This is a genomic window from Halomonas sp. KHS3, assembly GCF_000830495.1.
Taxonomy (GTDB): domain Bacteria; phylum Pseudomonadota; class Gammaproteobacteria; order Pseudomonadales; family Halomonadaceae; genus Vreelandella; species Vreelandella titanicae.
In genome coordinates, this window is sequence record NZ_JWHY01000005.1 from 161,900 (window position 1) to 187,876 (window position 25,977).

23 protein-coding genes are annotated in these 25,977 nt (G+C 55.3%); 14 read left to right on the top strand and 9 right to left on the bottom strand.

The features are described 5' to 3' along the window. Both RO22_RS13905 and mpl read right to left on the bottom strand, forming a co-directional pair. Entirely contained in the window at positions 1-645 is a 645-nt protein-coding gene (locus RO22_RS13905; RefSeq protein ID WP_041158544.1) for a flavin prenyltransferase UbiX, read from the bottom strand. Further along, positions 642-2,051, bottom strand: a complete 1,410-nt coding sequence (gene mpl, locus RO22_RS13910; RefSeq protein ID WP_041158545.1) for a UDP-N-acetylmuramate:L-alanyl-gamma-D-glutamyl-meso-diaminopimelate ligase — start codon at positions 2,049-2,051, stop codon at positions 642-644. Before mpl ends, RO22_RS13905 begins: the two co-directional genes overlap by 4 nt. A 286-nt stretch (positions 2,052-2,337) precedes the next feature. Here mpl and RO22_RS13915 point away from each other — a divergent pair, with 286 nt between their 5' ends. Continuing rightward, positions 2,338-2,724 carry a glutaredoxin family protein gene (locus RO22_RS13915; protein WP_022523151.1) on the top strand — a complete coding sequence of 129 codons (387 nt, stop codon included), beginning with the start codon at positions 2,338-2,340 and terminating at the stop codon, positions 2,722-2,724. Positions 2,725-2,791: 67 nt separating this feature from the next. Here RO22_RS13915 and RO22_RS13920 read toward each other — a convergent pair whose 3' ends face one another. Further along, positions 2,792-3,340 carry a hypothetical protein gene (locus tag RO22_RS13920; protein ID WP_041158546.1) on the bottom strand — a complete coding sequence of 183 codons (549 nt, stop codon included), beginning with the start codon at positions 3,338-3,340 and terminating at the stop codon, positions 2,792-2,794. A gap of 297 nt (positions 3,341-3,637) precedes the next feature. On the opposite strand from RO22_RS13920, the gene RO22_RS13925 reads away from it, so the two are divergent. The 7 genes from RO22_RS13925 (at position 3,638) to pepQ (ending at position 11,816) form a co-directional block, all read left to right on the top strand. Further along, a complete protein-coding gene (locus tag RO22_RS13925) occupies positions 3,638-5,218 on the top strand; it encodes an ABC transporter substrate-binding protein (RefSeq protein ID WP_041158547.1) in 1,581 nt (526 codons plus the stop codon). 199 nt (positions 5,219-5,417) lie between these two features. After that, the gene (locus tag RO22_RS13930; protein ID WP_039859109.1) at positions 5,418-6,467 is read left to right on the top strand and encodes an ABC transporter permease; all 1,050 of its coding nucleotides are present in this window, start codon (positions 5,418-5,420) and stop codon (positions 6,465-6,467) included. Beyond that, positions 6,464-7,420 (top strand): ABC transporter permease, encoded by a 957-nt coding sequence (locus RO22_RS13935; RefSeq protein WP_041158548.1) that lies wholly within the window; start codon positions 6,464-6,466, stop codon positions 7,418-7,420. The genes RO22_RS13930 and RO22_RS13935 overlap by 4 nt, the downstream gene beginning before the upstream one ends. A gap of 7 nt (positions 7,421-7,427) precedes the next feature. Beyond that, the gene (locus tag RO22_RS13940) at positions 7,428-8,444 is read left to right on the top strand and encodes an ABC transporter ATP-binding protein (protein ID WP_009287009.1); all 1,017 of its coding nucleotides are present in this window, start codon (positions 7,428-7,430) and stop codon (positions 8,442-8,444) included. After that, positions 8,441-9,514 (top strand): ABC transporter ATP-binding protein, encoded by a 1,074-nt coding sequence (locus RO22_RS13945; RefSeq protein WP_041158549.1) that lies wholly within the window; start codon positions 8,441-8,443, stop codon positions 9,512-9,514. The genes RO22_RS13940 and RO22_RS13945 overlap by 4 nt, the downstream gene beginning before the upstream one ends. A 49-nt stretch (positions 9,515-9,563) precedes the next feature. After that, the gene (locus RO22_RS13950; RefSeq protein WP_009287010.1) at positions 9,564-10,475 is read left to right on the top strand and encodes a LysR family transcriptional regulator; all 912 of its coding nucleotides are present in this window, start codon (positions 9,564-9,566) and stop codon (positions 10,473-10,475) included. Between the two features lie 42 nt (positions 10,476-10,517). Next, positions 10,518-11,816: a Xaa-Pro dipeptidase gene (pepQ, locus tag RO22_RS13955; protein WP_041158550.1), complete on the top strand. Its 1,299-nt coding sequence runs from the start codon at positions 10,518-10,520 to the stop codon at positions 11,814-11,816. Between the two features lie 142 nt (positions 11,817-11,958). Here the strand turns inward: pepQ and RO22_RS13960 are convergent, their stop codons facing one another. From RO22_RS13960 to RO22_RS13970, 3 genes are all read right to left on the bottom strand, one after another. Beyond that, complete coding sequence (locus RO22_RS13960; RefSeq protein WP_027957556.1) at positions 11,959-12,555, bottom strand: OmpW/AlkL family protein; 597 nt, start codon at positions 12,553-12,555, stop codon at positions 11,959-11,961. Between the two features lie 498 nt (positions 12,556-13,053). After that, the gene (locus RO22_RS13965) at positions 13,054-14,136 is read right to left on the bottom strand and encodes a 2,3-butanediol dehydrogenase (protein WP_318025897.1); all 1,083 of its coding nucleotides are present in this window, start codon (positions 14,134-14,136) and stop codon (positions 13,054-13,056) included. A 29-nt stretch (positions 14,137-14,165) separates the two neighbouring features. Next, positions 14,166-15,980, bottom strand: a complete 1,815-nt coding sequence (locus RO22_RS13970; RefSeq protein WP_041158551.1) for an NAD(P)/FAD-dependent oxidoreductase — start codon at positions 15,978-15,980, stop codon at positions 14,166-14,168. A 288-nt stretch (positions 15,981-16,268) separates the two neighbouring features. Here RO22_RS13970 and RO22_RS13975 point away from each other — a divergent pair, with 288 nt between their 5' ends. The 3 genes from RO22_RS13975 to RO22_RS13985 all read left to right on the top strand — a co-directional run bounded on the left by RO22_RS13975 (position 16,269) and on the right by RO22_RS13985 (position 20,485). Further along, positions 16,269-18,251 (top strand): sigma-54-dependent Fis family transcriptional regulator, encoded by a 1,983-nt coding sequence (locus RO22_RS13975; RefSeq protein ID WP_027957559.1) that lies wholly within the window; start codon positions 16,269-16,271, stop codon positions 18,249-18,251. Positions 18,252-18,445: 194 nt separating this feature from the next. After that, a complete protein-coding gene (locus RO22_RS13980; RefSeq protein ID WP_041158552.1) occupies positions 18,446-19,300 on the top strand; it encodes an AAA family ATPase in 855 nt (284 codons plus the stop codon). 3 nt (positions 19,301-19,303) lie between these two features. Further along, entirely contained in the window at positions 19,304-20,485 is a 1,182-nt protein-coding gene (locus tag RO22_RS13985; protein WP_041158553.1) for a vWA domain-containing protein, read from the top strand. Between the two features lie 5 nt (positions 20,486-20,490). Here RO22_RS13985 and RO22_RS13990 read toward each other — a convergent pair whose 3' ends face one another. Further along, positions 20,491-21,024 carry a cytochrome b gene (locus RO22_RS13990; RefSeq protein ID WP_041158554.1) on the bottom strand — a complete coding sequence of 178 codons (534 nt, stop codon included), beginning with the start codon at positions 21,022-21,024 and terminating at the stop codon, positions 20,491-20,493. A gap of 125 nt (positions 21,025-21,149) precedes the next feature. Further along, on the bottom strand, positions 21,150-21,713 hold the full coding sequence (locus tag RO22_RS13995) for a hypothetical protein (protein ID WP_027957562.1): 564 nt from the start codon (positions 21,711-21,713) through the stop codon (positions 21,150-21,152). A 171-nt stretch (positions 21,714-21,884) separates the two neighbouring features. Between RO22_RS13995 and RO22_RS14000 the strand changes: the two genes are divergently transcribed. Next, positions 21,885-22,283 (top strand): RidA family protein, encoded by a 399-nt coding sequence (locus tag RO22_RS14000; RefSeq protein WP_022523133.1) that lies wholly within the window; start codon positions 21,885-21,887, stop codon positions 22,281-22,283. On the opposite strand, the gene RO22_RS14005 is transcribed toward RO22_RS14000, so the two are convergent. Continuing rightward, complete coding sequence (locus tag RO22_RS14005) at positions 22,243-23,709, bottom strand: cobyric acid synthase (protein WP_041158555.1); 1,467 nt, start codon at positions 23,707-23,709, stop codon at positions 22,243-22,245. The genes RO22_RS14000 and RO22_RS14005 overlap by 41 nt on opposite strands. 202 nt (positions 23,710-23,911) lie before the next feature. Between RO22_RS14005 and RO22_RS14010 the strand changes: the two genes are divergently transcribed. Both RO22_RS14010 and RO22_RS14015 read left to right on the top strand, forming a co-directional pair. After that, positions 23,912-24,934, top strand: coding sequence for a substrate-binding domain-containing protein (locus RO22_RS14010; RefSeq protein WP_041158556.1), 1,023 nt, complete (start codon positions 23,912-23,914; stop codon positions 24,932-24,934). 11 nt (positions 24,935-24,945) lie between these two features. Next, positions 24,946-25,977 carry an ABC transporter substrate-binding protein gene (locus RO22_RS14015; RefSeq protein ID WP_041158557.1) on the top strand — a complete coding sequence of 344 codons (1,032 nt, stop codon included), beginning with the start codon at positions 24,946-24,948 and terminating at the stop codon, positions 25,975-25,977.

The window sequence follows — 25,977 nt, forward strand, 5'->3', positions numbered from 1 at the left end:
TCACTCATCCTTATCTCCGACCTCTCCCCAGCGAGGCACCAGCGAATGCTCGATTCCCAACTGGTTGAGAATACGCGCGACAATAAAATCAATCAGATCATCAATGCTTTGCGGGTAGTGATAAAACCCAGGAGCCGCCGGCAAAATGACCACTCCCAAGCGACTCAATGCCAACATGTGCTCCAAGTGAATCGGTGAAAATGGGCTTTCCCGCGGCACCAGCACCAGCGTTCGGCGCTCTTTAATCGCCACGTCCGCCGCCCGCTCAATCAGATTATTGCTAGCCCCCGTTGCAACGGCAGAAAGCGTGCCGGTAGAGCACGGGCACACCACCATGGCGGAGGGCGCGCCAGAGCCTGATGCCACCGGCGCCATCCAGTCTTCGCGACCAAAGCAGCGAATCTGACCAGGCTGCGCCCCACTGCGCTCACTCAGCGCCTCGGCTAAACGCTGGGGCTGGGCGGGCAGCTCAATATCTGTTTCTGTGGCGATGACCATGTGGGCGGCTTTCGAAATCATGACCCACACTTCATGGCCTGCGGCGACTAGTACATCGATCAAGCGCAAACCGTATTGAGCCCCGGATGCGCCGGTGAGTGCCACGGTAATTGGCTTTTTGAACGATGCGTCGGCTCTATCTGTCACGCATTCCCCTCCTTGGCTGCGGCTAATGCGGCGAGCAAGCGTTCATGCACGCCCTCAAAGCCACCGTTGGACATCACCACAATGCGATCCAACGGTGACGCTTGGGTGACCACTGCTGCCACCAGCGTATCAATATCGCTAAACAGCTGGGCATGCGCACCTTGCGTGGCAACCAGCTCGTCCATCGACCAGTCGAGCTCGGCGGGCTGAAACCAAAAAACGCCATCAGCGTCAGCCACGCTCTCGAGTAACCGCTCGCGCAGAGCACCTAAACGCATGGTATTGGAGCGCGGCTCGATGACCGCCAGCAGGCGTCCTTTCGTGGTGGCCGCACGTAGACCTTTGAGCGTCGCGGCAATCGCCGTGGGGTGGTGGGCGAAATCATCGATCACCTGAATGCCATTGATTTCGCCGCGCACCTCCTGGCGCCTTCTGGGTGTTTCAAAACGCGCCAGCGCCGCACAGCCACGGGCTAAATCAACCCCACACAAATGCGCCGCCGCCAGCGCTGCCAACGCATTGCGGGCGTTATGCTCGCCGGTTAGCGCCCACTCGACGACCCCGTCCTCCTCTTGTCCATGGGTATCCTGACCAGACTCGCCAGCGCTATAAATCACCTGGAAACGACTGGCGTCGTCGCGCTCTAATTTCAGTTGCCACTCGCTCGCATCCCGATCACCAAAGTGCGCTACCGGCGTCCAGGCGCCCTGGCTCAGAACACGTTCAAGGGCGGGCTGCTCATCAGCAACTAATAGGTGCCCCTGGCTTGGGACGGTGCGCACCAGGTGATGGAACTGGCGCTCAATGGCTGCCAGGTCGGGGAAGATATCGGCGTGGTCAAACTCAAGGTTGTTGAGTATGGCGATATGCGGACGGTAGTGAACAAACTTGGAACGTTTATCAAAGAACGCCGTGTCGTACTCGTCAGCTTCCACCACAAACGGCGCTTGCGGATCACCCACGCGCGCCGACACGCCAAAATTACGCGGCACGCCACCAATCAAAAACCCCGGCGCTAAGCCGGCACTCTCTAAAAGCCAGGCTAATACGCTTGCGGTGGTGGTTTTACCGTGGGTACCTGCCACGGCAATGACGCGTCGGCCGGGCAGCACGTGCTCCGCCAACCACTGCGCACCCGAGGTATACGGCAGGCCGCTATTGAGTAACGCTTCAACCTCTTCATTGCCCCGTGACAAGGCATTGCCCACCACGACAAGATCCGGCGCTGGTGACAGATGCTCGGCGTGGTAGCCCTCCATTAAGGTGATGCCCGCATCAACCAACTGGGTGCTCATGGGTGGGTAAACATTCTGATCAGAGCCACTCACCTGGTGCCCCATTTCACGCGCCAGCAGTGCCAGGCTACCCATAAAGGTGCCGCAGATACCCATAATATGCAGATGCATGGCTCTCGCCCCGTTAATCGCCCGTAAACCAATTCACTAAAAGCCAAAAAATGGCGTAAAAATAGCCACCGGTTTAAAAACCGGTTTAAAAAATAGCTAAGCAGCCTAGCATGTTGAGGCTATTTGCTCATCTATTCATCGCCATAAACGCTGACAAAGCACCACTCAAGTGACAAATCCCTTTAGTTGTTGCAGGATGCGGCCACTGTTTACTAATGATGACGATCCCTTTCTTCCCACTTGTCACGCTGATGTAAGCCAACATCTCAGCACAGGAGCCTTTTCGATGCGCATTTTAATTCGCTATTTCTTTCGTGGTCTTCGCTTGGTGCTCGCCCCGGTCATGCTGATTTCCGAGAAGCTTTCCACGCCTAAGTCAGTAGAGCGTACGCCTGAAGAGCAAGCCAAGGTGGATCAAGCGTGCCAGAACCTTGCGCTGTACCAATTTCGCACCTGCCCGTTCTGCATCAAGGTGCGCAAAGAGATAGCGCGGCTGGGTTTAAACATTGAGGTACGTGATGCTCAACTTGATCCTGCCCATAAGCAGGCGCTCTTGGAAGGGGGTGGCAAAGTCAAAGTGCCCTGCTTGAGAATCACCCACGACGATGGGCGTGAAGAGTGGATGTACGAATCTGACACTATTAATGCCTGGCTGCACCAGCAGTTCGGTTAAGCGCTGTTGATGGACATGGATAGCCACTGAGGTCATGTCACCAGGTCGGCAAACGTCGACCTGGGCATTAGAACTCTACTTTTTGCGCCTCTACATCGAACGCCACGTCGATCTCAATGCCCTCTTCCTGGCTTGGCGGTTCACCTAGCTCGACTTGCAGTAGCAGCTCCCCCTCTATTTTCCCTGCTACGTGAACCGTTTGGCTGGTACGTTCATAGTGAGTCAGCGTTACTACTACTTCCCCCCCTTCAGAGGTGAATAGCGGCGGGGCAATAGAAGCCCCAATGGAATAAATAACCACTGCATTGGTCAACTGCTCTTCGTTCACGGTCAGGCTAATAGAGAGCGCCTCCTCGCCTTCCCACGTCTCATCGTCAACAGAGCCTGTGATATCAATATTGATATCGTCGCCTAGCTCTACGAATGAGGCATTTGAGTCATTACCATGACTTAAAATAAACCACTCGCGTAGCTCATCATCCAACGACCCTGCTATTTCAGGCGCCGCGCGCTCAGAGCCACCTTGATCAGGGGGACTTTGCCCCACAGGCTCAGTAGCAAAACCAGTGATAGGTAGCCAAGACCCCATCAACGCTATCCCAATTTTTTTCCACATAAGATTTTCCGTCCTATTATGTGTCGCTTTTCGCTTACTACTTTCGTCTTAATCAGAGCCTTGAGCGTACCGCTATTAGCCTCATCATTCAGTAGACGAATGATGCCTGTCATTATTTCGATTGTATGACGCGATAGGCACTCTCTATGTTGTAAGCCTAGGTTGTGCGCTTGTGTTGTAAATAGGCTTAACAACTGACCGTGTCTGTTTTGCTGACGCTTTCCTGGCGGGAAGGGTGCTTCTAGCCAAGAAAACGGCGGTAAAACGAAAAATAAACAATGATTTAAGGGAACGATGATGACGCTCAAGAAAACCTTACTGGCTTCCGTTATTGGTGCAGTGGTTGCGGGTACGACGTTACTACCGATGACCGCAAGTGCTGAAACGCTGCGTATTGGCTACTCCGCCGACCCTGAAACCCTCGATATCCACGAGCAGCTTTCTGGCGGCGTCTTGCGCTTTTCTCATATGGCATTCGATCCGCTGGTGCGCTGGACAAAAGATTTTGAGTTTGAGCCGCGCTTAGCCACCGAGTGGGAGCAAGTCGACGAAACCACCATGCGCATGACCTTGCGTGAAGGCGTTACCTTCCACTCAGGTAACGAATTCACCGCCAAAGACGTGGTATGGACCATTGAGCGTCTGAAAGAGAGCCCTGACTATCGCGCTATTTTTGAGCCGGTTGCCAGCGCCGCAGCCGTTGACGACTACACCGTTGAGATCGTCACCACCGAACCTTACCCGCTGCTGCTCAACCTGGCTACCTACATCTTCCCGATGGATAGCGAGTTCTATAGCGGTGAAACCGAGGGTGGCAACGACAAAGGTGAGATCGTTAAAGCTGGCAACTCCTTTGCTTCACGCAATGTATCCGGTACTGGTCCGTTCATGGTGACTGACCGCCGTCAGGGTGTACGGGTAGATTTTGAGCGTTTTGAAGATTACTGGGATACCGCAAGCGAAGGCAATGTCTCTAATATCGTGCTGACGCCCATCGCGGAGAACGCCTCACGGGTTGCCGCCCTGCTCTCTGGCGGTGTCGACTTTATTGATGCCGTGCCTCCCAACGATTTGGATCGCGTACGCGAGGCCGACGGCGTTAATCTGGTTGAGGTTGACGGTACGCGTATCATTGGCTTCCAAATGAACGAAGACCGCGTTGAAGCCTTTCAGGATGCCCGCGTTCGCCAAGCGGTTGATCTGGCTATTAACCAGGAAGCCATTGCCGACCGCTTAATGCGCGGCTTCGCGACGCCCGCCGGACAGATATCACCCAAAGGTTACTCCGGTCACAACCCAGACTTAACGCCACGCTACGATATTGAACGCGCCAAAGAGCTAATGGCCGAAGCGGGCTACGCAGACGGTTTCAGCGTTGAAATGATTGCCCCCAACAACCGCTACGTAAACGATGCCCAGATCGCCCAAGCGGTCGCCAACATGCTGGCACAAATCAATATTGACGTTGACCTGCGTACCATGCCCCTGGCGCAGTACTGGCCTGAGTACGATACCCGCCAATCCGATATGGCGATGATCGGCTGGCACGCGGATACCGAAGATACCGCTAACTTCTTCCAGTATCTAACCTTCTGCTTCGATGAAGAGACCGGTGCTGGCCAGTACAACTACGGTGGCTACTGCAACGAAGAGATCGACGCACTCGTCACCGAAGCCGATAGCGAAACCGATCTGGAAAAACGCAACGAAATGCTGCGCGAAGCCGAAGCCATGCTCTATGAAGACGTCGGCTATATCACACTGCACTGGCAGAACCTTGCCTACGCGGCCGCTGAAGGGGTTGAGATTGAGCCTGTAGTCAACGCCCTTGACTTCCCCTACCTGGGTGACTTGGTCATTAATCGCAGCGACGATTAAGCGCTCACAGCGCTGATTGATTAAATGCCTAGAAAAGAGTCACTGCAGCGTTAACAGCCAACAAGTAAACCGCGAGGATGCTTCGCTCCCTAAGCGTTTAGGGGGCGAAGCCTTTTAGCTGACAGTTCGCGTCTGTGAGAACTCTGCATAACATGCCCCTACTCCCTTTGATGAACCCCTCATATAGGTGGCGTACGCCATGATTGCCTTTTTAATCAAGCGGCTGATGCACGCGATTTTGGTGATGTTTGTCATCAGCGTGCTGGCCTTCGCCATTCAGGATAACCTGGGTGACCCCATACAGCAGATGGTTGGCCAGTCAGTGCCAGAGAGCGAGCGTGAAGAGATTCGCGAGCGCTTTGGCCTCAATGACCCCTTCCTGGTGCAGTACGCTCGTTTTGCCAAAAACGCCGTTCAAGGCGATTTCGGCTACTCGTACTTTTATCGCGAACCGGCGTTAGAAGTAATTGCTCGCCACTTACCCGCCACCCTGGAGCTGGTATTTGCCGCGACGCTGATTATTGTGCTGCTTTCGGTACCCATTGGGGTATATAGCGCCATCAAACCGCGCTCACCGATTTCACGCCTGTTTATGGGTATATCGATTATCGGTATCTCGATTCCAGTGTTCTTGACCGCGATCGTACTGATTCAAATCTTCGCCATCGGCGTCACCGTCACATTGTTCCCCGAAAGTACCGGCTGGGGCGCATGGCTGAATGACTTCTTCTCCACCGAAGGCAATATGCCCTCCTTCGGCCGTGGTTATGATCTCGTTAACGTGGTGGGCAACTGGGACACCAACCTGGCAACTTGGAACGGTTTACAGCATCTAGTGCTGCCGGCGGTCTCACTAGCCTCCATTATGCTACCGCTGTTTATCCGTCTGATTCGCGCCGAAATGATGGAAGTCCTGCAGTCGGAGTACGTGAAGTATGCCCGCGCTAAAGGCATCTCTATGCGCCGGGTCTATTTCGTTCACGCCCTTAAAAACACCATGCTACCGGTGATTACCGTGGGCGGCGTACAGATCGGCACCATGGTGGCCTACACCATTTTGACTGAGACTGTTTTCCAATGGCCCGGCATGGGTTTGATGTTTTTGGATGCGATCAACCGCGCCGATATACCGCTGATTGTGACCTACCTGATGATCGTCGGCGTGATCTTTGTCGTCACCAACACCATCGTGGATCTCATCTACGGCATGGTGAACCCCACCGTTAAACTGACTGGGAAGCCCGCATGAGCACCACCAACAATTCCTCCCCAGCGAGCACCTCACCCAGCCGCTGGGAACGCCTGCGCGACTCCTATATATGGTACAGCTTCAAGCGTGACCGCACCGCCCAGCTCTGCCTGGCTGTGTTTATCTGCATGGTTATCGCCGCCTTTGCCTCACCGCTGCTGGCGCCCACGAACCCTTACGACCTATCCCAGATCGACATTATGTCATCTGAACTGCCGCCCTTCTGGATTGACGGTGCAGATGAGCGTTACGCGCTAGGTACCGATGCCCAGGGGCGCGACTTATGGTCGATTGTGCTATATGGCACCCGCGTATCGCTGCTGATTGGTTTCGGTGCAGTTATTTTGCAGGCGCTGCTAGGGGTCACCTTCGGCCTAATGGCGGGCTACCTGGGCGGCCGTGTCGATACGATTTTGATGCGCCTGGCAGACATTCAGCTGTCATTCTCGACACTTATGGTCGCTATCGTGGTGGGCGCTTTGGTCAAAGCGACCATGGGTAGCGCCTTCTATAGCCAGTACGCGGTGATGATGCTGATCCTGATTATCGGCCTGGCCGAATGGCCCCAGTATGCCCGTACCGTGCGCGCCTCAGTGCTGGCAGAGAAAAACAAAGAGTACGTTGACGCCGCCCGCGTGATGGGCCTACGCAGCAAACGGATTATGTTCCGCCACGTGCTACCCAACACCATGTCACCGATATTCGTTATCTCTACCGTGCAGATTGCCAACGCGATTATCTCTGAAGCGGCGCTGTCGTTTCTGGGACTGGGGATGCCAGAGACCCACCCCTCGCTTGGCTCACTGATCAAATCGGGCTTTGACTACATCCAGTCCGGCTCCTGGTGGATCACCTTGATCCCGGGTGCAGTTCTGGTGGTACTGGTGCTGTCGATCAATCTACTCGGCGATTGGCTGCGTGATGTCATGAACCCACGACTCTACAAAGGCTGAGGACACCATGGCACTACTTGAAGTCAACAACCTCGATGTACGCTTTGCGCTGCGCCAGGGTGAAGTGCACGCCCTGCGCGATATCTGTTTCAGCCTTGAGCGCGGTGAGCGCCTGGGTATTGTCGGTGAGTCCGGCGCAGGCAAATCGGTTGCCGCGTTTTCGCTGCTCAACTTGATCGCCAAACCGGGCTTTATCGCCGGCGGTACGGTGACGTTTGACGGTCAGGTGCTTAACCGCATGTCTGAGCGTGGCCTGCGTAAAGTACGCGGCAACCGCGTTTCGATGATCTTCCAAGACCCAATGATGACGCTTAATCCGGTGCTCTCCATTGGCGAGCAGATGGTCGAGTGCTTAAAAGCCCACCGGCGCATCTCTTCCAAAGAAGCCCGTGCGATCGCCCTGGACAAACTCCAACAGGTGCAAATCCCTTCGCCGGAAACGCGCCTGGATCAGTACCCTCACGAGCTTTCAGGCGGTATGCGTCAGCGGATTATTATTGCCATTGCGCTGCTCCTCGACCCGGACATTATCATTGCCGACGAGCCCACCACGGCACTTGATGTGACCATTCAAGCCGAGATCATGGCGCTGCTACTTGATCTCTGCGAGCAGCACAATGTGGGGCTTATTCTGATCACCCACGACCTGGGCGTGGTCAGCCAGGTCACCCAGCGCATGCTGGTCATGTACGCTGGCCGAGTCATTGAGCAAGGGCCAACACGGGAGATTATCAACGACCCGCAGCACCCTTACACCCAGGGGTTAATCAACGCCCTGCCTCAGATGGCAACGCCGGGTGAAAAGCTCAATCAGATTCGCGGCAGCATGCCGTCACTCTCTAACCTGCCCAGCGGCTGCGCGTTTCATCCGCGCTGCGATTTTATCAATCGTGCTGATGGCCAGCCCCGCCCCGCCTGCACCCAGCAGGTGCCCGAATTTGTCGAATCCGGCAATTGCCGTGTGGCGTGTCATATGGTGGCTGAAATGCTCGAAGATCGCCGTTTGAAGGAGGAAACCTCATGAGTGCGCACGCTGAGGCTATAACGGACAGCCATAATCCTACTCCACGTCAGAACGAACAGAGCGCTGATTCGCTACTGCAGATTCGCGACTTGAAAAAGCGCTTCTCGCTCTCTGGGGATTTTCTCGATCAGCTGCGCTTTAAGGGCGGCAAGCTGGTTCGCCACCAAGAGCACGTTCACGCCATTAATGGTGTGAATCTGGATATCAAACGCGGTGAAGCACTGTGCGTGGTCGGTGAGTCGGGCTGCGGCAAGTCCACCGTGGCGCGTACCGTCATGGGGCTACTGACCCCAACAGAGGGTGAGATTCGCTACGACGGCAACCGCATCGATAACTTAAGCTCGCGCCAACTGCTGCCGTATCGCAAGCGGATGCAGATGATCTTCCAGAACCCTTATGCGTCGCTCAACCCACGCATGACCATTCAGCAAACCCTGGAAGAACCGCTACGCCTGCACCACCCTGATTGGAAACGGCCACAGATTCTCGACAAGGTAGAGGAAGTGATGCGCTCGGTGGGCATCGACCCGGACTGGGGCAAACGCTTTGGCCACGAGTTCTCCGGCGGCCAGCGGCAGCGTATTGCCATTGCCCGCGCCCTGGCCGTTGACCCTGAGTTCATCGTTGCCGACGAGCCTATCTCCGCACTGGACGTCTCGATTCAAGCCCAGGTGCTCAACCTGCTGATGGAAGCCCAGCAAGAGCGCAATCTGACCTACCTGTTCATTACCCACGACCTAGCCGTCGTGGAGCACTTTGGCACCCGCGTGGCGGTGATGTACTTAGGCACGGTGTGTGAAGTTGCCACCACCGCGACGCTGTTCGATAAGCCGCGCCACCCCTATACCCAGGCGCTGCTCTCGGCCATTCCACGCTTGAAGGATGACCGGCCCCAGCATATTCGCCTCACCGGCGAAGTGCCGACCCCGGTTAACCTGCCTAGCGGCTGCGTGTTTCATGGCCGCTGCCCCCATGCCAATGCGCGCTGTAAGCAAGAGATCCCCTTGCTGAAAACACAGGATGACGGAACCCGAGTGGCGTGCCACGCTGTTGAGGAGGGACGCCTATGAAGCGGGCGTCGTATTCGACACAGCGACCCCAGGCGCTGAGAGGTAGAGCATGGAAATTCGCTGGCTAGAAGATTTTATCGCCCTGGCCAGAACGCGGCACTTCTCACGCGCAGCAGATGATCAAAACGTTACGCAACCCACCTTCTCCCGGCGGATTAAACTGCTTGAGGAGGAGATGGGCGTAACGCTGATTAATCGTCAAACGCTGCCGCTGTCACTCACCCCGGCCGGGGAGGAGTTTTTGACCCTGTGCGAACAGGTGACCGACCGGGTGCGGCTGACCCGTGACCGGGTGCGCGAAATTAACGCTGGCCAGCAGCGGCGCATTATGGTCGCAGCACCGCAGAGCCTGTTGCCGCATTTTTTACCGGAATGGTTGGCGTCTACGGGGTGGCAAGATCGCGTACAGCCGTATTTGCGGGCGACCGGCTGGGTGGCCAATGACTACTTTCAAGCCTTAGCGCGTGCCGAGTGCGACCTGGCTATCTGTTACTGGCCGATTGGGCGCTGCGATCTGGAGATCGACACCAGCGCCTGCAATTATCGTGTGATTGGTCATGAACGACTGATTCCAGTAACTGGGTTAAACCCAGAGGGAGAACCGCACGCACTGCTGCCTGGCTCGCGCCATCAACCGCTGCCTTGGCTTGCCTACCCCAAGCGTGGGTTGTTGGGGTCTGCGGTTAAAGCACACCTAGCCAGGCTCCCCCAAACCACCTATTTAACTGCGCAGAGTGAAAATCTCTACGCGGCGGGTATTAAAGAGCTGGTGCTACTTGGCTACGGCATGAGTTGGCTGCCAGAACGCAACGTCGCGGCAGAGCTTGCTCAAGGCACGCTGGTAAGAGCAGGCGATAGTCGCTGGGATGTGCCTATGGAGCTGCGGCTATACCGTCATCAAAATCATCGCCACGCGGAGCTGGATAGCCTATGGAGCGAACTTGCGCCGCCCCGTGTATGACCCCATTTGAGAAAGCTTACTTAAGAGAGGGCACAGCTTTGTATGTCAACCACCCTGTTTAACCTGCAACGCGAGCACATAGCGCACCTACAGCGTGCTTATTCGGATATTTTGGCCGACCACGGGCTCGATAGCCTGGCAATTTACAGTGGCCATGCCAGCGACCATTTTGCAGATGACCACGCCCCTCCTTTTCAGGCTTACGGGCATTTCATGCACTGGGTGGGTTTAGCCGATGTGCAGCATAGCTGGCTGATTATTCAGCCAGGAGAGCGCCCCCAGCTGTACTTGTATGCGCCCGCCGACTTTTGGCACCTGCCCACTCAGCTACCCGATGAGCTCTGGGTGGAGGCGTTTGATATCCACTTATGCAGCGAGAAAATCTCCCCACCGCTTTCGGGAAATGCCGCCGTTATTGGCGATATCGAGCGTCTTCCCATCAGCACCCAGCAGGCGCTAAAAGCTGAAAATCACCCTGAACGCATAGTGCATGCCCTTGATGAATTACGGCTGTTTAAAACGCCCTATGAGATCGCCTGTATCCGTGAAGCCAATCGCTTAGCGATAGCGGGCCACCAGGCATCCCAGGCCGCCTTTATTGGCGCATCCGGTGAGCTGGATATTCAGCTGGCGTACTTAGCAGCGAGTCGACAGCGCGAATCAAACGTGCCCTACCAAAATATTATTGGTTTAAATGAGCATGCTGGCGTGCTGCATTATCAACACTACGACCTTAACGCACCTAAACAGCGCTATAGCTTGCTAGTGGATGCGGGTCGCCGCTTTCGGGGTTACTGCGCCGATATTACCCGCACATACGCTGGCCCCGATGCCCCCGTCGCGTTTGGCGAACTGGTCACCGCCATGCATGGGCTGAAAGATGAGTTAGTCAAAGGCGTAGTCCCAGGCATTAACTTTTTAGCACTGCACGAGCAGATGCATCACCACCTGGGTGAAATATTGGTGGCTAATGATCTGTTTAAAGGCACCACAGAACAAGCGGTTGCCGAGGGCGTTACGCGGGTATTCTGCCCTCATGGACTGGGCCACTCGCTGGGCCTTCAAGTGCATGATGTGGCCGGATTACGCCACCCGGATGGCACGCCCGCCCCTGCGCCAGAGCAGCACCCAGCGCTACGGCTGACGCGCACGCTGCGCCCTGGCATGGTCGTTACCATTGAACCCGGGCTCTATTTTATCGCCATGCTGCTCGACCCGCTGCGCAACACCTCACTGCCCATTAACTGGCCGTTGGTCGACCAACTCTCATCCTGTGGCGGTATTCGTATCGAAGATAACGTAGCAGTGACAGAAAGCGGCTTTGATAACTTAACGCCATAAGCCCTCTGTAACGTCTTGCTAATCGGCACTCTACAACGCACTACGCCCGGCTCAAGGCCGGGCGTAGTGATATTTCAGAAGACTTAGCAAAACTCAAACCCAGGCAAAGCTAAAATCTAGTAAAGCTAATGTCTAGTAAAACTTAGAAGCGGTAAGTAACACCACCGCCAATAGTGACGGGTTCGATGTCAACTTCACCACCGACGTTGATATCTGCGTTCACGTCAGCGTAGCTTGCGTAACCATTGAGCATAATATTATCAGTCACGGCCAGATCAACCCCTACTTGGCCGATCGCGCCGTAGCTTTCATCAACATTCACACCACTCGGCTCGCCAGAGAAGCGTGTATAGTTAAGGCCAGCACCAACGTAAGGCTGCACACGTGAATCCAGGCCACCCATCGGGTAGTAATTCACGAGTAGATTAACAGGCAGACGATCAACACTACCCACATCGCCTAAAGCAGAGGTGTTCAGATCGTGCTCGAACTTCTCAGAGCTGTTGAGTTCAACGCCAACCTTATCAGTAAATAGGTAACCAGCACCAAAGGTGAAGCCGCGAGCGCTCTGCACGTTTAGTGAATCACCATTCAGATTGCCATTACCTGACCCCGTATCCGTTTGGGCAACACCACCACGAACGAATACATCGCCAGCGTTATAAGCGAGAGCCGCTTGGCTTGCCAGTGCGAAACCGGCAGTGATTACAGCAGCAGAAATCAGTTTCATATTACTCATAAGAGTCATCCTCTATGCAGCGCGCAGTTCCTTGCGCTTGGGGATTGCGGTACTTGCTATCCAACTTACCTGTACAGAGTATAGTATACGAACACTGTTTCCAAATTGCTTGTAAAATATTGTTATAAGAAACTGAACCCTGATAGTTTTCTAATATAAAATCCGGGCACAAAAAAAAGTCCCCCGAAGGGGACCAGGTGGAGCACGCCAGCTCACTCGGTTTGTTGCTACCAGCCGGTAGCAACGTGGATGAAGAAGGGAAAGAAGCCAGATAGTTAATTACGCCTCTCTATTCACTCATCCTTTGCCATATACATTGCGATCTGCGTGCCACTTTTTTAAATATCATTAAAAATCATATAGTTAATAAAAAACCACTTCACTGGCATCAACCTCCGACGCACTGCAGCAAACAAAATGCACCAGCATTGCGCACTTTGAGGTCTTTTTGCATCACAAAGCATCATATGCGTTTGTTTACGCTTCGGAATCCTCAGATTAGTGGTTGGGTGTCACGATGATTTTCACTTGAGCTTTGTCGTTTAGCAGTGCCTCAAAGCCCTCCTCCACGATATCCGCCAGTGGAATGCGCTGGGTCACCATGTCCTCGGCGCGGAAGTAGCCCCGCTGCATCAGTGCCATTACCGCTGGGTAAACATGGCGATAGGCAATAATGCCCTTCATGGTGCGCTCTTTGATGACTAGGTCGTTAGGCTGGAAGCTGGCCTCTCCTTCCCAGATACTCACCACCACCACTTCGCCCCCTTCGTGGGTGCTGTGCAACGCCTGATTCAGCACGGCAGGAATGCCGGTGACTTCAAACGCCACGTCCACCCCGCCACCACTCAAGGCTTGTAGCTTCGTAACCGCATCCTCCTGCTGCGGGTCAACCACAATGGCCCCTAACGCTTCGGCTTTGGCTTTCCGTGAAGGCGCGACCTCAACGGCATATATTTGAGCAGCGCCTGCGGCTTTTAGCGCTTCAATAGTCATCAAGCCAATTGGCCCCGCGCCAAAAACTACCGCGCTATCCCCGGCTTTCAGGCAGCTTTGGCGCACCGCATGCAGCGCTACCGCCGCGGGCTCTACCAGAGCGCCCTGCTCGTAGCTAAGCTCATCCGGCAGCTTGTGCACCATATGTTCCCCCATCACGGTGAACTCGGAAAAGCCGCCGCCACCGCCCGAAAGGCCGTGAAAGCCCAGCAAGGGCGTGAGGTTGTAGCGCTCCATCTGATAAGCGCCATCCTTGTTGGGTGAAAGGATCGGCTCAATCGCCACGCGGTCGCCTACCTTCACCCGCGTGACTTTCTCGCCGACCTCTACCACTTCCCCAGCGAACTCATGGCCCATAATGATCGGCGCCTGTTCGCCGCTAATGGGGTGCGGCTTGCCCACCGGAATAAAAATCGGCCCGGCAGCATACTCGTGTAAGTCACTGCCGCAAATACCACAGGCAGCCACTTTCACTTTCACTTCATGGGGGTCGCTGATAGTGGGAACCGAAACTTGCTCAACGCGTAAATCTTTTGCTGCGTACCAAACCGCTGCCTGCATAGTTTGCTGATTATTCGACTGACTCATGGTTTTCCCTTCCTGTTAAGACCTATCTGTTACGACGTATGGTGAACCGGCTGCAGACCGTAGACAGGCGTTTCCAGCCCCTCCATGCGTGCCTTTAACTGCAGCGCCAAATAGTGCGAGTAGTGCCGCGACTGGTGCAGGTTGCCACCATGGAACCACAGCGCCTCTTGCTGGGTGGGTTTCCACATATTGCGCAGCTCGCCCTCCCAAGGGCCGGGGTCTTTGGTGGTGTCAGAGCCCAGGCCCCAGCACTTGCCGACTTTATCCGCCACTTCCTGAGAGATAAGCCGCGCCGCCCAGCCATTCATGGAGCCATAACCGGTGGCGTAGACGATCAAATCTGCCTCTAGCTCACTGCCATCGGTAAGTGTGATGGAGTGGGGGTTAATGCGTTCAATGCCCACACCACTGCGCAGTTTGATATCGCCGTTGGCCACTAAATCGCAGGCGCCCACATCGATGTAATAACCCGAGCCCCGGCGTAGATACTTCAAAAACAGCCCGGAGCCATCGTCACCGAAATCGAGCAGAAAGCCCGCGTCTTCCAGCTTCTGATAAAACTCGGCGTCACGCTGTTTGATTGCCTCAAACGCCGGGCGCTGAAAGTCCGGAAGCACCTTGTAGGGAATCGAGGCAAAAACCAGATCAGCCTTATCGTGGGTTAAGCCATTGGCCACCGCCTCTTCGGAGTAGAGCGGACCCAGCACTTCCTCCATCAAAGAGTCCGACTTCACAATATGGGTGGATGAACGCTGCAGCATGGTCACATCGGCATCGTGCTCCCAAAGTGCCGCGGCAATATCGTGAGCAGAGTTATTCGAGCCCACAATCACACACTTTTTACCCGCATAAGCATCCGGCCCAGAGTGTTGGCTGGAGTGCTGCTGCTCGCCTGCGAAGCTCTCTGCGCCGGGAAATGTCGGCACATTGGGCATGCCCGACATCCCGGTGGCCATCACCAGCTGCTTCGGGCGTAACGTGATCTCTTCGCCATTGCGCTTAACGTTAACCACCCACTCGCCTGCGGCTTCGTCATAGTGTGCATTCTGACACTCAGTGGAGGTCCAATAATTGAGCTCCATCACCTTTGTGTACATTTCCAGCCAATCGCCCACCTTGTCTTTAGGCGCAAACACCGGCCAGTTTTCTGGGAAAGGAATATAGGGTAGATGGTCGTACCACACCGGGTCGTGCAGGCAGAGGGATTTATAGCGCTTGCGCCAGGAGTCCCCGGCGCGCTCGTTGCGCTCTATGATGATGGTCGGCACGCCCATCTGCTTCAGCCGCGCCCCAAGGCCAATCCCGCCTTGGCCTCCGCCGATGATTACGCAGTAAGGCTGTTGGGTATAGCCAAGCTCTACCTCTTCGCGCTCCCGTGACTCTAACCAGGTTTCACGCTGTTTATTGGCCCCGTGCTCAGCTCCTTTTGGGCGGTTGTGGTTACGCGGTTCGGGGTAGTCATGAAGCGACTGCATAGTGGTTAGTAGCGTCCAGCATTTACCGTCTTTTAGACGCAAGTAGCCTTTGCCGCTGGCGACCGCTGTCTCAAAGGTAAACCACGCCTCACTGGTATCGCCGTTCTGGGTAGCTTCACCTTCTAGCTGCCAGTTCGAAGGACGCACGTTCTCCAGGGTGGCATTGAGCATGGCCTGAATAGCATCTTTGCCCTCACAGGTTTTTAAATTCCAGGTAAAGGTTACAAAGTCGCGCCAGTAGCATTCCTCATTAAATAGCGACAAAACACGCTGAATATCCTGGGCTTGCAGCGCTTTATCAAAATCACTTAGCCACCCTTGGACAGTAGCCGTGGCGGTTTGCTGGGTTTGTGCCGGTATCTCGGACATAGTGAGTACTCCATCGTTTGTTATTGTTGAATTGCTGGTGAGACACCCAACTCTAAGCACCCGCCGTGCCAATCATTTCAGATAAACCACAAGCATATGAAAAATATAAATAAATTTAAAAAAACAGTTGTCGATTAGGCGTTGCCCAAGGCGTACACCTGTCACATCTAGTTGTAAACAACGTTACAGGTGTAACGCACGACTAACGGCGTAATAGCGCTGCGTTGACACCCACGCCAGAGCGCATAGGCTGGAAGGACAATAACAAGCCCCACGGTGAACCACGCCATGCCCACTCAATCGTCCCTGCCTGCACGGCTGCAATCCGTCCAGCGCCAGCATATCGAGCATATTTTCCAGCTCGGCGAAGGCTTGGAAATGCCCCAGCTACCCGCCCAGCCGACTATTCGACGCTCCTGGCTGCGCTGCCTAAACGAGTACCAACTCGATCCCACCCAGCCACGCCCAGCCCGGGTGGTGCCTCAACAAATCCTGATCGAGCACCGGGAATCCGTGGATGAACTACTGCACGTGGCAAGAGCCGGGGTTGACCAGCTTTATCAGCAAATTGCTCAACTAGGCTACGTGCTACTGCTCACCGACCACCGTGGGATAACCGTTGAGTTTCGTGGCGATCCCAACCAAGACCAGCAACTGCGCAAAGCAGGCCTATACCTCGGTGCCGACTGGGACGAACGCTTTGCGGGTACCTGTGCCGTAGGCACCTGCCTGCATGACCGCCAAGCGATTATTTGCCACCGCCAGGAGCACTTCGACGCCTCGCATATTTCGCTTACCTGCACTGCCGCGCCCATCGCCGACCCGCAAGGCAACGTCATGGCCGTACTGGACATCTCCGCGCTGCAATCGCCTACCCAGCATGAGAGTCAAAATTTTAGTCTCTCTCTGGTAACGCTCTACGCGCGCATGATTGAGGACGCCTATTTTCTTCAGCGCTACCGTGACTGCCTGATGGTGCGGCTGGATACCTCACGAGAGTTTGTGCATGTAAACGGGCGCGGACTCATCGCCATTGAAGAGAACGGGCAAGTGATTGCTGCCAACGCAGTGGGTCGTGATCTGATAAGTGAACACCAGCGCCGTTGGCCACCCTGGTCAGCCCATCACACCCCAATGCTGGGGGAGCTATTCGAGTGCGAGATCGCCGATGTACTCAGCATTAATAGCGCCACCGACGATCAACTGCGTGCTTTTCGCGCCAGGGTCGATAACACGATCTACTTTATTAGCCTGCTGGAGCCACGCCGCCCGCGCCCTGCTCAGCAAGCACAACCTCTCGCCTCCAGCCTGCCGGAACCACTGGTACGCCTCGGCGCCGACGACCCCGCCATGCGCAAAGTGCAGAAACTGGCTGAACGGTTGCGCAACGAAGCCAGCGTCAATGTGCTGATTAGCGGAGAAACCGGCACCGGCAAAGAGGTCGTTGCCCGTGCTCTGCATGACAGCGGCAACCGATCTAAAGGCCCCTTTATCGCAGTAAACTGTGCCGCCATTCCCGAAGCGCTGATCGAAAGCGAGCTGTTTGGTTACGAGCCCGGCGCCTTTACCGGCGGGCGCGCCAAAGGCATGCGCGGGCTGATTCCCCAAGCCCACGGCGGCACACTGTTTTTAGATGAAATCGGCGATATGCCGCTGGCCCTGCAAACCCGCCTACTGCGCGTACTGGCCGAGCGAGAAGTGATGCCTCTTGGGGCCAATAAGCCTGAAAAGGTTGATATTCGGGTGATTACCGCCACTCATCGCAATATCGATTCGATGATCCAGCAGGGTGAGTTCCGCGAAGACCTCTATTACCGCCTTAACGGGGCTCAACTGCGCCTGCCCGCGCTACGCGACCGCGCCGATAAGCTCTACGTTATCCGCCGCGTATTTGATGACATCATCCAGGAGCGAGCCTCCAGCCAATCACCGCGCCTGCGGGCCGATGCCATTAGCGCCCTACTAGCTTACGCCTGGCCCGGTAATATCCGTCAGCTAAAGAATGCGCTGGCCTTTGCACTGGCCACCTCAGAAAACGAAGAAATCACCGTTCATGACTTACCTGAGCAGTGCCTAAGCCAACGCATCACTCGGCAAGCAACTCCCCTGCCTGCAGACGCTGGTAGCGACAGCGATCACACATTGCTGGAAATGCTCAAGGAGCAGCACTGGAACATTAGCGCCGTGGCTCGCGCTCTCGGGGTTTCAAGGCCCACGATATACCGGCAAATGCAGCGCCAAGGCATAGTGCCGCCGAATTGGCAGGGGTGATAAAAAGCTACTTCAAAGCTTTTGATTGGGAAATAACTGCAACATATCTTGAGAACACGGTGCGAGGGCAGGTTGAAGCGAGGGTCTTTCGCAAGTCATCACTACCTCTTGGCCTTGAGGGTGACCCTCACGTACACTTGTTTGAATTCGTTTATCCTTTTATAACCCCGCTTTCGACAAGCCGAGGCTCTCCCATGGCGTTTGAATCCACCTCTTCCTATATTGCAACCGATGCGCTTAAACAGGCTGTGAACGCGGCGGTGGTGCTCGAACGGCCGCTATTAATCAAAGGCGAGCCGGGCACCGGTAAAACCCTGCTGGCCGAAGAACTGGCCGAGTCTCTCGATACCCAGTTGATTACCTGGCATATCAAATCTAGCACCAAGGCGGCCCAGGGTTTATACGAGTACGATGCCGTCAGCCGTCTGCGTGACTCTCAGCTAGGTGTTGAAGGTGTAGAGAACGTCGCCAACTACATCAAGCCCGGCAAGCTGTGGGAAGCGTTTACCGCTAATCAACGGGTGGTGCTGCTGATCGACGAGATCGACAAGGCCGATATCGAATTCCCCAACGACCTCCTTCAAGAGCTGGATCGTATGGAATTCCACGTTTACGAAACCGGCGAAACCATCCGCGCCGAACAGCGCCCAATTATTGTTATTACCTCGAATAATGAAAAAGAGCTGCCGGATGCATTCCTACGCCGCTGCTTTTTCCACTACATCGAGTTCCCTGACCGCGAGACCATGCAGGCGATTGTCGATGTGCACTTCCCGGATATCGCCCCCCGGCTGGTCAGCGAAGCCCTAGAGGTATTTTTTGAGCTACGTAAAGCGCCAGGCCTCAAGAAAAAGCCTTCCACGTCTGAACTAGTCGACTGGCTCAAGCTACTGATGGCTGACAATATTGCTCAAGAGGCGCTCTACAACCGCGATCCGACCAAAGCGCTGCCGCCCATGGCAGGTGCACTGGTCAAAAACGAGCAGGACACTCAACTGCTGGAACGCCTGGCGTTTATGATCCGCCGCCAGAAAGGCACAGGCCGCTAAGCCATGTTTATCGGCCTGTTTGAGACCTTAAAACGCGCGGGCGTTCCGGTATCGCTACGCGAGCTGCTGGATCTTCACGCCGTGGTGGAACGCGGTGTGGTGTTCGCCGACATGGAGGCGTTTTATCAGGTAGCGCGCACGGTGATGGTCAAGGACGAACGCCACTTCGACCGCTTTGATCGTGCCTTCGCCGCCTGGTTTAAAGGCCTTGAGGATATGGACGCCGCCATTGAGGCGCTAATCCCTGACGACTGGCTACGCCGTGAGTTTGAGAAGCAGCTAACGGATGAAGAGAAAGCCGAAATCGAATCCCTGGGCGGGCTTGAAGAACTCATCGAAACGTTCAAGAAACGCCTGGAGGAGCAAAAAGAGCGCCACGCGGGCGGCAACAAATGGATCGGCACCGGCGGCACTAGCCCCTTTGGCGCCTACGGCTACAACCCGGAAGGCATTCGCATTGGTCAGGATGGATCGCGCCACCGCCGAGCCACCAAGGTCTGGGACGAGCGACGCTTCCGCGATTACGATGATTCTCTGGAATTAGGCACGCGCAATATCAAAATGGCGCTCCGCCGCCTGCGCAAGTTTGCCCGCCAAGGGGCGTTAGATGAGTTTGACGTGGATAGCACCATCCGTGAAACCGCCAAGGACGCCGGGCTACTCAACGTGCAGATGCGCCCAGAGCGCCATAACGCCGTTAAAGTGCTGCTATTTTTGGATGTGGGCGGCTCGATGGATGATCATATTCGCGTCTGCGAAGAACTGTTCTCTGCCGCCCGTTCAGAGTTCAAGCATCTTGAGCACTACTACTTTCATAACTGCCTTTACGAAGGGGTTTGGCGAAACAATATGCGTCGGGGTAACGAGCGGATCCCGACCATGGATGTTTTGCACACCTACGGTGCGGGTTACCAGGTAGTGATTGTCGGTGACGCGGCCATGTCTCCCTATGAGGTCACCCACCCCGGCGGCAGCGTCGAGCACTTCAACGACGAAGCGGGCGGCGTTTGGCTTAAGCGTTTATGCGAAACGTTTCCTCGCCTGGCGTGGCTTAACCCTATGCCGCCCCGAGCCTGGGAGTACACCTACTCGACCCAATTGATCCGCGAGATCATCGATGACCGCATGTACCCCATGACCATGGAGGGTTTGGAAACCGCCATGCGCGAGCTAGCAAAGAAGTAGTCTGATTATCTGGCCATGCGCGTCAGCACGTCGTGGTGAGTCAGCTTGCGATGCAAAATGGCCATCACGATGTGCCCTACGATCAACGCTAACAATGTCCAGCCTAGCTCACCGTGGAGCAAACCGCCCAGATCTGTCATCCAGGTGATTTCCTCGCCTTCAAAACCTGACATCAGCGTAAAGCCAAACACCTCAAGCGAGCGGCCCGAACCGTACTGGCGAATAAGCGCAATCGTCGGAATCACCATCATCAAGCCGTAGAGAACAAGATGGCCCAACTTTGCCATAACGCTCACCGATGGCGGGCGGCGCGACGCATTGGCTAACGCCCATATCGCTCTCAGTATGACTAAGGTCAGTAGCAATACACCCACTGGGTAATGGGTTCCCCAGAAGAACTCTTCAAAGGGTGTGTCCGGAAAAAGCCAGTGCGCCGTGGCACTCGTAAACTGCCAAGCAAACAGTAGCGCCATCCCCCAATGCAACAAGCGGCTAATCGCACCGTAACGTTGACTGTTATCCATTATCGGTAATGCCATGCAGCTTCTCCCTTCTTTTAATAAGCTAGTCGTGATGCTTATTTTATAGGGGCAACACGTAAATAACATGGCAACAACGTGCAACTTAGTTGCACAAACTGGAACGCAGCGTTTCCTAAGGGCTATTAAAGCGACTGCGGGAAATCGTTTAAGCCCTTCAAAAATGCCTGTTTGGCCGTTTCAAACGCCTTAGGGTCATGTTTAAAGCGACGCAGGATAAGCGCTTCATCCAACACTAGGGTAGGCGCTAATTCGCGAATACTCTTGGCAGGGTGGCGAGCGCCCAAGCCAATACGCTTTCCATCCACCCCGCCGAACCAGCGCTTAATGCCACTTTTTTGATAGAACGCTTCTCGTTCGGCGTTATCCACTTCGACACGTAGCGGCGCTTTCAGAGTAAGTTCGCTGATTAACCGCTGCTGGGCATCTGCCTGGTCAAGCGCGCAGGCGTGGGTCACCGTCATGCCCTCGCCCTCCTCGTCCAGCACTAGTAGTGCCAGCGCTTGAGGTTTACCCTGTCTATCAACAGCAGCAAACAGCCGCGCTGCTTCTTGCGGAAAAAACACACTGCAGGTGCCGGTGAACACGACCAGCGGCGTAAGACCCGCCTCTTGTCCGTAAACCTCAGCGCATAATCGCGCCAGACAGGCGTTGCGCTGGGCCTCTGCGTTAACGTGTACGACCTTCATTTGAATCATCCTCACCGACTAAAAACCCGCAAGCCTAGAGCAAACATCACCGTTTTGACAGCGCGACGTGCCTCACCACGACGTCCATTCATTTTTACTGATACTGAACACTACTGTTAACAATCTGTCGAAAAGAACTGTAAGTGTGAACATCACCTAGAAGGAGCTAGTATGCCCACCTTTATGAATGACCCTACCATGCCCACACCAAGCTTCCCCGGTAGCCACATGGTAGTCGATGATCACTATGTGTTTATTTCAGGACTGACCGTTGGCGATCTCTCTAACGGCCACGCAGTCAAAGGCGACGTTAAAGAAGAGACTCGCCTTGTGATGCGCGCACTATCGCGCATGCTTGAAATGGAAGGCGGCAGCTTAGCGGATATAGTGCGGGTGGATATCCACCTCACGGATCTACACGCTATCCAAGACATGGACACTGTTTACGCGGAGTACTTTGAACCTGGCCGCTACCCTGCCCGCACCTGCACCGAATCCCCTAACCTCTACGGCGGAAGCAGTATTGAAATCACTGTGATGGCGAAGCGCCCGCATCAATCAGCGCAATAACCGCCTCAATGTCGATATGGGCTTCCAGCATATCGGCTAAACGGTCAAGCTCACGTTCTCGGTGAGCTTGATAATCGCTCTGCTCTCCATTAACGAGTCCCAACTGCTTCAGTAGGGCTTGGCAGGCCTCCGGGTGGTCAAATAACCCGTGCAGGTAAGTACCGATTATTTGGCCATCCTCACTGACCGCGCCTTCTGGTCGGCCTTCTATGTCAAATAATGGCACGTTAAGCGCCTGCCCCTCGCTTACGCCGTTATGAATTTCATATCCGGTGACGGTTACCCCTTCAGCAACGGTCACGCCGCGAACATTGCGTAGCTGTTTGCCTGCCAACATTCGAGTGGTCAGCGGCAACAAGCCCAAGCCCGCCACTTTTACTGGCTTACCCTCCAGACCATCAGGGTCATCCACCCATTCGCCCAGCATTTGAAAGCCACCGCAAATACCTAACACCTTGCCGCCGTAGCGCAGGTGGCGCTGAATGGCGTTATCCCAGCCCTGTTGCTTTAACCACGCCAAATCGCTCGCGGTACTTTTACTGCCGGGCAGAATGACCACATCGGCGGCGGGAATCGGCTGGTCGGGCCCCACAAAGGTCAGCGATACCTGTGGGTGCAACCGCAGCGGATCGAAGTCAGTGTGGTTACTGATGCGCGGTAGCGCCGGAACGATCACGTTAAGCGTCTGGCTAGCCTTTTCGGCGTGGGTTAAACCAATGCTATCTTCAGCATCCAGCAGCAGCCCCTGCAGATAAGGCAGTGTTCCGAATACGGTTTTTCCCGTACGCTCCTCCAACCATTCAAGCCCCGGCTTAAGCAGCGCTATATCACCTCGAAAGCGGTTGATAATAAAGCCTTTGGTACGCGCCTGTTCGCTCTCGCTCAAGAGCGCCAACGTACCTACCAATTGGGCGAATACCCCACCGCGGTCAATATCACCCACCAGTATCACTGGACAGTCAGCCGCTTCAGCAAAGCCCATATTGGCGATATCCCCCTCGCGCAGGTTGATCTCAGCAGGGCTGCCCGCCCCTTCGGCAATAATGACATCAAAGCGGTTTTCCAACGCCTGCCATGCCGCCATCACGCTCTCTTTCGCGGTGCGTTTATAGGCGTGGTAATCCAGCGCATCCATATGGCCATGCACTTTGCCGCGTAAAATCACCTGGGCGCCACGATCGGTTTCCGGCTTTAACAGTACCGGGTTCATATCACTGTGGGGCGCTAAATAGCAGGCTTGCGCCTGTAACGCCGTGGAACGGCCAATCTCGCCGCCGTCCTCAGTCACGGCGCTATTCAATGCCATATTCTGGGGTTTAAATGGCGCCACCGATACTCCACGCCTTGCCAGCGCGCGGCAAAGGGCAGCTACCACAGTGCTTTTACCCGCATCCGAGGTGGTGCCTTGAATCATCAGTGTAGCCATAAAGAAGTCTCGTCCAGGTGAACAAGAGCGAGACTTTAGCGGGAGGGGCTAAGCGGTGCAATGTGTTCAATCTCCGCTTAAGCACGCTGCTGCCCTTAATAATCAAAAATACTTTTTATTGCCATCAATTCGTCATACGCCATCTCTAGGCTGATACCTAATAAATGAGATCGATCTCATTGCACCAGCAACAGGTATTCGCATGGCAGATTTACTCAGTGTGGCCAAACTCGCCGGGGTTTCCCGGGCAACCGCGGCGCGGGCTTTTTCAAGCCCCGATTTGGTACGCCCAGCTACCCGAGAACGCGTTTTAAACGCTGCCCGGCAGCTGGCGTTTAGGCCTAATAAAATCGCCCAACAGCTTCGCTCTCAAGCGACGCAGATGATTGGCGTGATGGTGCCCAGTCTCGATAACCCGGTGTTTGCCGAGCAGCTACAAGCCATGGAAGTAGCAGCCAGAGCGGCTGGTTACTCACTGATCGTTACCACCAGTGAATACTCTCCCAGCCGGGAGGGTGACATTGTTGAGGAGATGCTGCGCCAGCGCGTGGATGGCTTGGTGCTTACCGTGGCTGAAGCCGATAACAGTGCCGTGCTGGACAAGCTAAGTGTGGAAACCACCCCGTGCTTACTGGTCTACAACCCACCTGGGAACAGCGGTTTCCCCTCCATCGGTGTCGATAACCGCGTCGCCAGCGCTGATGCCACCCACCATTTAATCACTTTGGGTCATGAGCGCATTGGCATGGTCGCTGGCCCGCTGCTGCAATCAGACCGCGCCCGGCAGCGCTTTGACGGTTACTGCCACGCTATGCGCGAGGCAGGCCTGATCGCACGCCCGTTGGTTGAGATGACCCGCCATACCCAAGCTGACCTGAAAAGCCTAACACCTGCACTGCAAGGGCCAGAGGCTCTCAGCGCGGTGATCTGTACCAATGATCTGCTCGCCATCAGCCTGATGGGCGAATTACAACGCGCAGGTTTTAACGTGCCTGGCGACCTTTCTGTGATGGGCTTTGATGGCATTACCTTAGGCAAGCACCTCTACCCATCGCTATGCACTATTGAGCAGCCTCGCGCCGACATTGGGCGCACCGCGGTTCACACCTTGTTAGCCATGATTCGGGGAGAAAAATGCACACCCGCTCCCCTGCCCCACGCATTGCGTAAGGGCGAAAGTGTCGGAATCCCGGCATCCCGCAAGTCCACGTTAAGCACTTTATAGAGGAACTTGGTATGAGTCTTAAACGCATGAACCTTAAGCGTCTTTATCAAGCGTTACTGGCCACGGCGGTTATCAGTGCGTCAGGGGTCGCTACTGCCCAGTCAAGCGACAACGCTATCTGCTACAACTGCCCGCCTGAGTGGGCGGACTGGGGCACTCAGTTGCGTTTGATCGAACAGGAGACCGGCATTCGCGTGCCGCAAGACAACAAGAACTCCGGCCAATCCTTAGCCCAATTGGTTGCCGAAGCCAGTAGCCCGGTGGCCGATGTCGTTTACTACGGGGTGACCTTCGGCATTCAAGCCATGGAAGAGGACGTAGTGGCGCCCTACCAGCCCGAACACTGGGATGAGATTCCTGAAGGTCTAAAAGACCCCGAAGGCAACTGGTTTGCCATTCACTCTGGTACCCTCGGTTTTATGGTCAACGTTGACGCCTTGGATGGCGCGCCGGTGCCCACTTCCTGGGAAGATCTGCTCAAGCCCGAGTATCGCGGCATGGTGGGTTACCTTGACCCGGCCAGCGCCTTTGTTGGCTACGTCGGTGCCGTGGCGGTCAACCTAGCCATGGGTGGCGATCTTAATGACTTCACTCCGGCGATCGACTACTTCAATCAGCTCGCCGAAAACAACCCGATTGTGCCCAAGCAAACCAGCTATGCGCGAGTACTTTCTGGTGAGATCCCGATTCTCCTCGATTATGACTTCAACGCTTACCGCGCACGCCATAGCGATGGTGCCAATGTAGAGTTTGTGATTCCCGAAGAGGGCAGCGTGGTAGTGCCCTATGTTATGAGCCTGGTAAAAGATGGCCCTAACCCCGAAAACGGTCAGCAAGTGCTTGATTTCGTGCTCTCTGACCAAGGCCAAGCGGTATGGGCAGATGCTTACCTACGTCCCGTGCGCGCCAGCGCCATTTCCCCCGAAGCACGCGAAGTCTTTCTGCCCGATAGCGAGTATGCCCGCGCCGAGGCACTTGACTACCCCGCCATGGCGGCTGCTCAACGTAGCTTCTCTGAGCGGTATCTGTCGGAGGTTCGTTAA